This window comes from Bacillus sp. DX4.1, assembly GCF_030348195.1.
In the GTDB taxonomy this organism is placed as follows: Bacteria; Bacillota; Bacilli; order Bacillales; family Bacillaceae_G; genus Bacillus_A.
In genome coordinates this window covers 1,018,889-1,031,476 of the sequence record NZ_JAUCFT010000008.1, presented here as the reverse complement: position 1 = coordinate 1,031,476, position 12,588 = coordinate 1,018,889, and the positions used below count along the sequence as shown (strand labels likewise).

Here is a 12,588-nt window from a genome sequence, read left to right as displayed (position 1 = left end):
TTACCAATTGGAAAAACTTATAAAAAGAATAAAGCTTTCCTAATGTCTCGAGCATTACTCATAGTTTGCATCGTGTACGATTATATTTATGATTTAATACTACTTGTAGCTAACTTTAAAAGCGCCTCTGCTTCATGTAATACATCCACTGTCCTACACAAATCAATTCTCTCTTCTGCGTCCTTTACCCTATAATCTTTCAACACAGCAACAGTCATATACTCCCCATTACCAAACCTTGGCTTCTCTAGTGAAAAAGAACATGTTTGACTTTGTTCAATTAGTTCCTTACTCCATTTGTTTCTAAGCTCTCTTCTTTTGTCTTTATCGTCCTCATGCACATGTATCTTAAAACATAAACGGCCTTCTTCTAATTGCAAATACTGTTTACACTCTTCGTCTTCTTGCTCGTTCCACCAAAAAGAATAGAAACCACCATTAGGATTCGCTACATATCCATAATGTCCTTGGACCCCTCTTTGTTTTAATTCCTCATAAAATCCTTCCCAAGCTTCGCCCTTCCACTCATTTAGCGGGATCGTCTTATACCCATCATAATTTTGATCAATTTTCCTTAAATAAGAATAATAGTCTAAAAATATTTGATCTTGAATCCCTTCGTGTATACTATTTTGTAAAATTTCAAGCATCTGCTTCCTTGTAAGCAGAACATATTTCGTCTCATAAACTGACGTATAATCACTTTGATTGCCCGTTTTATAGTAAACAGGTAATATATCCAACTCATTGTATTTTTTCATTTCAACTACGGCTTCATAGTAACGCTTTAATTGATTAGAATGTTCTTTTGTGTACGTTTTATCTTCAATTAAAATAGTTTGGTTTCCGTTAATTTCAATAAAGATATCTAGACCTTTAAATTGTCTTGTAATCTTAGTTTCTTTAATAGATGCTGGAAAATCCTTTTTATGTAAATCATATATCTTTCTAATCAAGTTGGTACCTGCTTCATGTAATTCCTGATTTATTTCTTTATACTGTGGATCTGCCCATTCTGCTAGCTAGCAGATAAAAGCATCTTGAGATAACTCACTAGTCGCATATGAAAATAGATTAGGTCTCGTTCCCATCACACTATTCCCCCTTAAGAACCATTGTTTTCATCTAAAGAGACATGAACTATTAATCCTGATATATTAATTACTTTCAACACATCTTACTATCTACCTAATCCCTCCAAAACCACCTTAAAAAACACCGACGAATTCCTCACAACCAAATCCAAAGGCAACTCTTTAAACACATCCCCTTTTCCAACCATCACATTCCCCTGCACATAATCAATTCCGATTTGAACATCTTGAACATGATAACTCTTAATAGCCGATGCCTCGTCCAAATTAGAGTGATCAAGTTCGACTTTCACCTGTTTTGTAAATCGGCGTAGCGTTTTCCAAAGAGCACGTTCTTCTTTTGACTTCATAAATAATTCCGGAAGCTCTTGTACTTCTTTTAAAAGGGACATACTTGTTAGCATATATGTTTGAATCCCATATCCTACTGAACGAATGAGATGATCGAGTTTTTTCCATGGCTCTAGTTCGAAATAAACATAATCATTTGTGTGGTCGCTAGGCAGTTCATGAATTTGATTTTCCCTTTTTATTTGGATATTTTTAATTCTTGCGACATATTGAATCCCACCGTTTTCTCCGCACCACTTTTTCGGTGCATACAAGGCTATGTATTTCACTTCTTGCCAGCCTGGTTTTAATTGTGAAACAGGAATATGGTAGAATCCTTCTTTCATATATGCCGCATAATATTCTTCGTTTTTCACACTACCGACTAATACCTTTTCATCTAAAGAGGAGTTCCATTCTTCTTTTGTTCCTCTTGGAAGAATCCCTTCTCTTATAATGTCTTCTGGGCTTTTTTCAATTAGATGATCAAGAAATTGTTCTACTAATCTTGTTGCATTTGGTAAAAATGGAAATCCACCAATATTTACTTTTTCAATGCTTTTATAAAAAGGATGATGCTCATATTCTTCCTCTTGATTCCACGGAAATAATACATAGGCTCCATAGGCTGTTCGCTCAAACGGCCCTCCTTGGTCTACTACTAACGCATCTCGGTACCGATGCATCGTGTTAATATCTTCTTCCATTGGACCAGGAGTTCCATACTGCCTTTTATAATGGGAACCACTTTTTGCGAAATCGATTCGATATTTGGCATCAAAAATATATTGATATTGATAGTTTTTCCCTTTCTTCTCAATAGCAAGCATTGTATCAGGTTTTTGAGTAACAGTTGGTAATGCTTTATTCCTCTTCTGAAAATAAAGCTCAATCACTTCATCTGTTTCAGGATGAACGAAGGTTCTTTTTGCAGTTTTACTTTCATCGAGTGTCACATATAGTCCATCTTGTCGAACTTTAATAATGTCTTGCTGAACTGTTGCATATTTTTTAGACAGAATTTGACCAAGCTTTAAGTACGTCCAATACTCATACAACCTCGCAACGTCTTTAACAGACATTTTGAAAATCTGTCCTCTTAGTGTTAGACCTCTCGATAACATTAGAAAAATCTGATACGCATCTCTATAGCCAGTAGCCATTTGAATGACAAGAGAAAAGACAGAGCGATCCAATTTCCCTATCCCGTTCCAAAACGGATCATTTAATTCATTTTTCATTCGAGATTTCATATTCCTTACGTTTTGAATAAGATTGTCGTCAATTGATAAACTCTTAAATCCAGAATCTATTTCTAGAGATTTAAGCAAATCATCCGTTTTATGTACCACTCTCTGAATCATCCACTTAACAAAGCGATTTTCCAATGTATCATATGACACTTCCTTATAAGCTGTAATTCCTTTAGATGGGACCATGTTTGCTCCTACTTCTTGAAACAAGTGAGGTCTCTTTCGTAAGTAATTCATTCCAACAGAATCGAGCCTACGAATTTTTTCTCCTTGTACAAGCTGATGCCGAGTAGTAAGTATATGGTGCGGTTGCCTTTTAATATGAGAAATCGCCTTCATAAATCTATGAAAAGAGTCATTTAAAATACGATAAAATTCACTCTTAGATGGGTTAGTAGCATAGATTGTTGATGCTCCAAAATAAGTCCTTTTTAATAAATGAAATGCCAAATTATAAATTTCATCATTCACTTCTTCCAATAACGCTCGATAGTCATCTTTGTAATCGAGCTTTGATGGGAAAATCTCTAATGTAACTTTTAGCAAGGAACTTTTGTCATCTCGAATTTCAAATGTTGTATACCCTACTTCATTTGGAAATGATAGATTTCCCATTAATACCTTTAATGAACCCATTTGAGTTGAGCTGATCGCCTTTCGAAGAGATGGATGCTCATGATAAAAAGAAAGTTCTTGATCATTCTTTGGAACGACAACGAGCTGATAGCTTCTATTCTCAAAAAATATTGGTGGATGCTCGGTCCATTCATCAAGCTTCTGTAACCTGGCATCGTATACCATGATAGAATCCCATGTTCCAGACACATGAAAATGCATCATTTCATCTGAAGCAATTGATTGATGATTTTTTAAGCTCTCGTATTTTTCATGATAAGGATTTCCTTTAATAATCAATGATAAATCGGTTGTTTCAATCTTAACTAGTTCTATATCACTGTTAGATCCAGAAAGAGGTGAAACCATCATATTCGAACCTCCTTAACATATGAGACAGCTTCTTAGCAGAACGAGGATACTTAACATAAGACATATCTTCAAAATGTAAATCTTCATTATTAAACTCTTGATTTGTACAAAGTATATATAATTTCTTTAATGCCTCTTCTGTCCGCCCATCACTTCCTGCAATACGCGGTAAAATCTTTTGATAAATTTGATAGTCTAGCGCTTCGTCAAACGATAACAGTTTCCCTTGCTCATTGTAAGCCATGTAAAAACAAATCTCGTCACGTATACGGTATCCTACCTGTGCTCCAATTGGTTCAAGAGATTCATTGATTCCAATTAAAATATCCGATACTTTCTTTACAAGGTCTTGGTGTTCTTTAAAACACTCCTTCAAATGAAGATACTCAGCTGTCAAAGAACGATTCGAAACACTTTCTGCCTTTACATCTTCTAAATCCATTAAGAACTCAAAATAATCCAGTTTTACTTTATTAAATTCAATTGTATTCGCACGATCCAGTACTTTTTTACTTAATGGATGTGTCGTTTCATCCATATTGACGGTTCCTACAACATACACGTTTGATGGGATAGTAATTCGTCTGTTAGCAATAGATTCTGGAAGAACAGTTGATGTAATAATCTTGCCCTCTTCCCATCTACGACTTTCAATTACACTTAAAAAATCACTAAAGTAGTATTCAACTCGAGCTAAATTCATCTCATCCAATACTACAAAATACGGCTTATTCGGATGTTTTTCCGCTTCATCAAGAACTTTAATTAAAGGTCGTTCCTGAAATTCTCCTTGGATATTGACATAACCAAGTAAGTCAGAACTGTCACTCCAGTCAGGACGAACAGGTATAAGTGTAAACTGCCCATTCTGCTCAGTTGCCCCTAAGCTTTCCGCAAACCACTGAACAATTTTTGTTTTTCCTGTACCGGAAATACCTGATAGGATAACAAAAGGTTTTGTTTTTAGAGAAAGAAAAAAGTTAATGAGGTCTTGTTTGTCATAATAGAAACCTTTGCTTTGAATATAAGAAGATACATGATCTATAATTTCTTTCTGATTCAAATAGACTTCCTTTCTCTCATAGATCATTTCATAATCAGTCCCTTTCTCCTTAAAAGCAATGTATCCCTCATAGTAGCTAAGCATTTCTTTTAAATCTTCTACTAATTCTGCTTCACTTGGCATTTGATTAACATCATATACAATGTACGCTGCAGTTGAGTTTGCGTACCCTTTTGCTTTTGGACTTGTACCAAGGAAAATCCCATCATCTTTTTTCACTTTTGTAGACATATGTATATGCTGACGGATTTCTTGTTTAATTTTTTCCATTTCCTCTTTAGAAGTTTCAGTTACCCCTTGTGCTATCGTTAAATATAGTTGTTTCATATCTTCACTAAATAAATAAACGATATAATAACCTCTCTGAGTCGATGTCGTAATATCTTTATGCATAATAGCGAGCCATGGAACAGACGCCCAATTCCCTTGCCCAACCGAGCCTGTGACAATGTATTGATTATGATCTATAAAAGGCAAACGATTAATCTCTGTTGTCAGTTCATTTCTAACGAATGAGGCTAGTTTATGACCTCCTAAGCTGTCTCTTTTTGCCTCTAGATACTCGTTCATAACAGTTAAAAACTTTTCACGCAAATTACTATTCATATTACCGCCCTTTTCACTGTTCTCTTTTAAATGTTGTTCAACCAATACCCAATCCTCATTAATTCCCCCTACCTTCTCAAGCCACATTAGCAAGTTATGAGTACGTTCCTTGGCTACCGATTCAACCATTAGGTTATCCCCTCGTGAATTTCGGACAATCGTCATTCCTAAATTCACTAAGGCTTCTTTTTTCTGATCCTTTGAATAGTTACTTAAAAGGCCCAGTATAAATAGGGAGATTCGGAAGTAGTCTTGATTCAAAATCAAATTTCGAATCAAAGCCTCCTTATCCTTTGATTGAATATATTCATTTAAAAGAGTCCTATTAATCTCATGATCTTCATTTAAGAAACCTAATAATCTCAAATCTTGCCGTCCACGAGACTTCACTCTATATAGATTCCCTTCAATTTGGTGACTTAGATTTTTCGGATCATATGTATCATTTATTACCTCTTCTAAAAATATAATGACTTTATGATATTGCTCACATGGTAGATCATCTGTTTGAAATTCTTTCAATGTGATCGCTTTTAAGTCGTTAAACGTTGTTACACTGACAAAAGGCAATTGTGAAAACAATGAAATCAAAAAATCATTTTGTTCCTTATCTTGCCCCAGGTCTTCACTAGTCACCATGCGGACAGTAATGAAGTTTTGCCAAGCTTGCTGAAGAATCTCAAAAGTTATCATAAAGTATGGCTGCGCTTCATCTCCTCTTTCGTACTTTTCACGTGAGGATTCTGTTTCCACATATAACCCTCGATCATCTATCTTTGTGATCCAATTTGGTTTATTAGTATCTATCTCGTTAACCTGTTTTATTTTTTTAGCCCATTCAATGAGTAGTTTTTCTCGCATATGCTTCCTCCGTGACGATAATTCATATCATTCCATTTATATACAAGTATATAATTCCAAATGTAAATATTAAACAAAAAACTCCAACTTCATCACCAAGTCGGAGTCCCACACCTCTATCAACCTATTCCTTTCACATTTCTCACCATGTAACACTCTTCACAAATCCACTACATGCTTATTTTCTTCTATTGGTTCATGTAAAATTGTCATAGGACAATTTCCAATCTCCATATACATGCTGCGAGGAGGTGTGTATATGATTACAAAACCAAGTACGTATCCCAAACAAGAAATTAGTATGATTCCGCTCAGAAAAATAAAACCACTATATATCCCGCACATTACAAAAGTATTCTATACAAGGATGAATAACATTTTCTCTCATCTTGGTATCTTTGATTTACTCTTGCCAGTTGAAAAGCATCCTCAGAAAGATGAATATTTTCTGGTAGGAAAATATGATTTATATTATTTCATGATTAATCATACCAATCTAAATGAAGCACCTTGTATAATAGAAGAATTTACAGGAAAGACTACACAATCCCTTAAAATACTAAGAAGACTCCATAACAAAGGAGATTCTAATAAAACTAGTAAACAAAACATTTTAAGCAAACTTTCAAATAGAAATTTACCCCTCTCAAAAATTATAAAAATGACTGGATTTATAAAACAAGACTTAAAGGATTACCACTACAACTCAGTTGTTCCACGAAAATATATAAGTGATCATACAACAGAGACTACTTTAAATTGGATTGCAAATTTAACATTAGATGCAACTGTAAAGGAATTTCTATATGAACGAGCAGGGCTGCCTCAAAAAAACCAAGACAGATTAACAGATGAAAAACGTAAATTTTTAAATCATTTCTTTAGAAACTCCAAACGATTTGAACAACTTTCTGCTCCTAAACAGATTAACGTGTTAACTTACGCCATGAACTTCAAAGGGGTGGTAATAAGCCACCTTCAAAAACAGATCGATAGCTACTTAAATTGATAGTGCCTTTAATATAGACTGCGCTGATGAACTTTGAGGTACTTGAATATACATGCACGGATTTTCAGTAGTGATGTTGTTGATCTGGAACAAAAATTACATATGTTTTTGAATAAGATCGTGTAAATGAAATCAATCTTAAAAAAGTTTTTCTACAACGAGCACTAAAATACCATCAGATCCAAAATATAAAAAACTCCAACTTACCCTCACTAAGTTGGAGTTTCTTGTACCCTTCCATTAATTCAGATCCACCCATCAAACCACCCCAACCAACATCCTCCAACGCATCCAAACGCACCTTTTTAATTTCTATATGTTTTTCCGTTGATGAGTTTGAAACTAACCATTTTAGTTATAGGGATTCTTCTATGTGCGAGTATAAAATAATACACCGATTTGCTAATAGAGTACTCTTGCATTCATAAGAATTGTGTTCCATTTTGTATTAAGGAGACAGCCTATGCTCCAATAATATTCAATGATTTCTCAAGTTATCTGCAAAACAGGCAAAAGCAGTATCAACATACTCATATATCATTCAATTTGGTTCAAGTATAATTTCTAGTCGTTTTGTAGCATCTCCCCTCTTTAAATCTAGTTAAAGACTTAAATTCAATTGATTACCGCCCTTAACCTCATCTACGTTTTCTACGATAGAAACATAGTAAGATTTCTTAGAAAAACGCTTATAATCACCAATTACATAAAATTCTTTCTTAGCTCGTGTAACAGCTACATTTATTAGGTTAGGCTTTGAACATGACCAGTTCGCTGCTCCATCACTATTTTCGTCTGTACCGATTACAAAATAGACAATATCAGCTTCTTTTCCTTGAAATGTATGAACAGTCCCTACAGAACTCTTTAACCAATCATTCACTACTTCTGTAGAAATATTCCTATTTTTCAATCTTTCTTTTAGAAGTTTTTTAATGCTATCTTTCACTGCAGTAAAAGGAGAGATAATATATACATTAGGAGGATCTGAGGGTTTCTCCCATAATGTAATAATATGGTCTACCACCAATTCTCCTTGTTCTCTAACAAATTGGCGGTTTATAGCCGATCCTTTACAATCAAACCAAGCACTTTTACCTTGCTCCTTTTTTCCTAATACCATTTTGTTATCATAGGCTATTTCATTTGCAATCGTAAACATTGGATTTAGACATCTTCTATGAACCCATAAAGGTGTCCCCATCCATTGACCATCGCCGTTAAGCATACCGTATGGATTTGCCGCATCTGCTAGTGTTTGAACCGAGTTCCCGATTCCAATATATCTATCATTTACATTGAAATACTTTTTAATATCCCCTAAAATTGTTTGGTCAATTGTTACAACAGGCTCAATTTGAATGGGATCACCTACTACAACTACTTTTTTAGCTCTCCATATTGCACCTGCTGCTTGTTGAGGACTAGCTTGTCCTGCTTCATCAATAAATAAGTAATCAATAAAGTCCTGTTCTACACCTTTATACATAGAGCTAAAACTTGCAAACGTTGTACTTAATAAAGGGGTAATTAAATGAACAGTTTGCCACATATTCTTTACATATTCTCGATGTTCCTGATCATTAAGATTTAAATTTGTACGATTAATTAATAAACGTAAAGTAGATTTAATCGCTTCAAAATTAAAAGTCAACATTAATTTATGGATTTTCATGGCCTTTAAAAATAATAATCCCCTTTTAAAATTCAGTTCATCTGTGAGCCAGAGGGTGTTTAATTGACGAGACTCGTATGCCTGTTGCGTGTTTGCCCAGTAACCTTCCTCAGGTAATACAAGGCCCTGCGTTTCATAATAGTTTAGTTGTTTGGTTAAGGTAGATATTTTCCCCTTTATACCCTCTATTGTCCGCTCAGTCTCAGTTATTTGTTTGCTTTTTAAATGAAACTTACTTACTTCTTCTTTCAAACGCGAGATAATAACATTCAGTTCATTTTCCAACGTAACTTTTTTTGTATTTTTTTTACGTAAGATTCTTTGAAAGAAAGACTGTTTAGGTTGGTCGTGGATTTGTTGTTCTGTGAGTTGCTTTTGCTGTTCTAAATACCTCTTCTCATTCTCTGCATCCATTTGTTCTTGCTTAAGTATAGATAATTGATTCTCTAATGCTTGTAATTGAATACTAGAAGTTTGTATACTCTTAAATTCATCGTGAAACTTTTGAAGATCTCTCTTTTTTTGTTGTACAGATTTAAAAATATCCTCAAAATCCTTTACAGCCTCTTCCCAATCTTTCTTCTTTACTTGTTTACTATCCTGTTCTAATTGTGAAAGAAAAGCCTGTTTATCATTATTACTTCCAAACAACTTCCAACTAAATGTAGATATATTGTCTGATTTACCAAGAGCTCCAGAAAACAGCCCCCAAGCTTTATCATTGCTATCTAGAAGATCTGCTGCAACAGATGGATACATAGATAAATCTTTTGCTTCTTTCGCGTATAACTCTTCATATTCTTTAAACTTACTGTCATCAGAAGGCCGTATAACTTCTTCTAGCTTAGGAAGATCCTTTGAAATATTTTCAACCGCTCCGTTATTACTTGAAGCAACAACCATAGAATACTTATTTATTTTTGAATTCAATAAATAGATAGGATAGCGGAAACCATCTAAATTAATCGTTTTGATTTTTTGAAAAGCTTTGGTAGGATCATCTAATTGCACCATTTCTTTTGCTCTTTGAACTACAATATTAGCAAAAATATCTTTTAATAACGTAGTCTTTCCTGTTCCTGGTGGCCCGTTGACAGAACTAATTTTTTGATCATGATTTAAAATTTGATTTACAGCCACTTGCTGCATTAAAGACAACCTCTGATCTACTGGCGACGGCCAACGACCGTTAGGCAAATGTTTAGGCTGTAAAATTTCTTCAATGTATTCTCGATTTTCATTCACATCCACGCGTTCTTCAGGAAAAGTTCCTTCAATAAACCGGCAAAGTGTTTCATTTTCCCCTTTTGATAATATTAGTTCTAAATCATTTAAATAAAAGCTATTAAAATTCTTAGATATAGGTTTTTGTTTTGCCTTCATAACTTCCAATTCTACATAATTTAATGGATTGTTATCTAATCGATGAAAATACCGGTTGTAAACTTTTTGAATTGAAAGTAAAGATTCTTTTGTCACTCCATTAACAAAGGCATCCTGCGCTTGTTCTTCGAATAATTGCAATTGATTTCGAAAAGGGGTCATGAGTTCACCATAATGAACATTTGAACCTTCTGCCATCAATTTCATTACATACATGAGAAAAGGAATAAATATGGAATCTTTTATATAATTTCCATTGCTATCTACCAAAAAGGAGAAACTAAATAACGTCTTATGATCCTTATTAATAATCTCATCATTATTTTTAAACATATCACGTATAAAGCTAACAAGCTTATGATGCTCGAAACACCCCAAATAATAGCGGAATTGAACTTGGTGTTTCTGACAATCCTTTACTTTATCTTTCTCCCAAGGGTGTTCATTCAGATCTATCAAACGTGTTCGCATTCGATTTTTATTGTCTTTGAAAAAATCTTTTCTTACAACTTCTCCCTTACCTGGAACTTCACTTGGTGCTAATGCTTCTATTAAATGCCAAGCCTTTAATACCGAATGTACTCTCGTTCTTTTCATCTTGCCACTCCCCTAAGTTTTTCTTGCCTTCATTGTAACATACTGGAAAATACTCTTTGAGAATAAAGAAAAATAAAAAGAGACCACCTCAAAAAGTAGCCTCCTTACTCAAGCCCTCATCCGAAACACCCGGTCCACACTACATCCAGCACATTACATATCCCCTATATAACATGCAAATCCCCAACAATTTTCTCAAGCACTTTATTTTCTAATGTACCAAGCAAGGTATCTGATAGTCTTCTACGCGGTGCACGATTTACAATGTTCATAGAGATATAGCCATCTTCAATTAATATAATTCGATCTGCTAATCGTACTGCTTCTCTCACATCATGCGTCACCAAAATCGTCGTAAATTTATTCTCTAGCCATATTTTTTCGATTAAATTTTGCATCTCAAGTCTCGTCATTGCATCTAAAGCACTAAGAGGTTCATCTAATAAGAGTAGAGTTGGTTCATGAGCGAGTGCTCTCGCCAATGCGACACGTTGTTTTTGACCGCCAGATAGCGTGGCTGGCCATTCTTTTTTTAAAGAAAGTAAGCCAACAGCTTCTAATGCTTCCTCAGCCTTTCGTTCCCAATCTTCTTTTATTCCTAACGCAACATTATTTATAACCTTCTCCCAAGGTAACAATCTAGAGTCTTGATACATCATTGTCACTTTTACTTTTGAATCTTTTATTGAAACATGATTAAACAATAAATCTCCTGAAGTTTGAGTTTCTACTCCTGCAATTAATCGTAATAGTGTACTTTTTCCACTTCCACTTTTCCCGACTACTGCAACAAATTCTCCCGAATGAATGTCTAAATTGATTCCTTTTAACACCTCTTTGTCTTCAAATCTTTTCTCTACATGTTTTAAACTAATTTGAACACCATTTTCTATTCCTTCTAAGATTTCAAGTTCATTCGCTACCTTTGACATATACTCCCCCCTATTATTTCCTGTAATTTGGATGCCATCTAAGCGCTTTTCTTTCTCCCCAATAGGCTAATAAGTCTGCAGTTTCCCCAAATAAGGCATATAATAAAATACTAATAATGATGATATCTGCCTGCATGAATTCCCTTGCATTTGTAGCTAAGTAACCGATTCCTCTTTGCGTAGCTAGTGTTTCTGCAACGATAAGAGTTAACCACATCACACCAAGCGCATAGCGTACTCCTAAGAAAATAGATGGTAACGCTCCTGGCAATAATATTCTTGTGAACTGTTGCCATCTATTTAATCCATACATTTTCCCCATCTCAATAAACCCTGGGTCAACTGTACGAATGCCATGATACGTATTAATGTAAATAGGAAACATAACGCCAAGTGCAACTAAAAAGATTTTCGCGCCTTCATCTACTCCCATCCATATAATAACTAAAGGTACTAACGCAAGATGCGGCACATTTCGAATCATTTGAATTGTAGTATCTGAAATACGGTGCGAAGCTTTGGATACCCCATTTGATACACCAAGCAAAAATCCAATAGTCCCGCCAATCATTGTCCCGATTAACGCCCGGCCTAAACTCGCTTCCAAATGGTAAAATAATTGTCCACTAGTCACTAACATCCAAGCAGAATACAATACAGTGAGTGGCGATGGAAATAAATTTGTTGATACAACTTCAAATGTAGAGATCAGCTGCCAAAGAATGAGCAAAATAACAGGGAGAATCCAAGGTAATAAGTTATAAGTAAATTTATTTTTCATGATAAGCTCCCCCTTAT

6 protein-coding genes and 1 pseudogene are annotated in these 12,588 nt (G+C 34.6%); 1 reads left to right on the top strand and 6 read right to left on the bottom strand.

Translation table 11 applies throughout. The features are described 5' to 3' along the window. Positions 1-86: 86 nt before the first annotated feature. The 3 genes and pseudogenes from QUF99_RS08215 to QUF99_RS08205 form a co-directional block, all read right to left on the bottom strand. Positions 87-1,091, bottom strand: a pseudogene (locus QUF99_RS08215) (PD-(D/E)XK nuclease family protein). Between the two features lie 89 nt (positions 1,092-1,180). Next, positions 1,181-3,661: a restriction endonuclease-like protein gene (locus tag QUF99_RS08210; protein ID WP_289374594.1), complete on the bottom strand. Its 2,481-nt coding sequence runs from the start codon at positions 3,659-3,661 to the stop codon at positions 1,181-1,183. Further along, positions 3,636-6,194 carry an MrcB family domain-containing protein gene (locus tag QUF99_RS08205; protein WP_289369404.1) on the bottom strand — a complete coding sequence of 853 codons (2,559 nt, stop codon included), beginning with the start codon at positions 6,192-6,194 and terminating at the stop codon, positions 3,636-3,638. Before QUF99_RS08205 ends, QUF99_RS08210 begins: the two co-directional genes overlap by 26 nt. Positions 6,195-6,453: 259 nt before the next feature. On the opposite strand from QUF99_RS08205, the gene QUF99_RS08200 reads away from it, so the two are divergent. After that, positions 6,454-7,203 (top strand): hypothetical protein, encoded by a 750-nt coding sequence (locus tag QUF99_RS08200; protein WP_289369403.1) that lies wholly within the window; start codon positions 6,454-6,456, stop codon positions 7,201-7,203. Positions 7,204-7,804: 601 nt separating this feature from the next. Here the strand turns inward: QUF99_RS08200 and QUF99_RS08195 are convergent. The 3 genes from QUF99_RS08195 to QUF99_RS08185 form a co-directional block, all read right to left on the bottom strand. Further along, the gene (locus tag QUF99_RS08195; RefSeq protein ID WP_289369402.1) at positions 7,805-10,858 is read right to left on the bottom strand and encodes a DEAD/DEAH box helicase; all 3,054 of its coding nucleotides are present in this window, start codon (positions 10,856-10,858) and stop codon (positions 7,805-7,807) included. Positions 10,859-11,022: 164 nt separating this feature from the next. Then, complete coding sequence (locus QUF99_RS08190; RefSeq protein ID WP_289369401.1) at positions 11,023-11,790, bottom strand: ATP-binding cassette domain-containing protein; 768 nt, start codon at positions 11,788-11,790, stop codon at positions 11,023-11,025. 13 nt (positions 11,791-11,803) lie between these two features. After that, positions 11,804-12,571: an ABC transporter permease subunit gene (locus QUF99_RS08185; protein ID WP_289369400.1), complete on the bottom strand. Its 768-nt coding sequence runs from the start codon at positions 12,569-12,571 to the stop codon at positions 11,804-11,806. Positions 12,572-12,588: the final 17 nt, after the last annotated feature.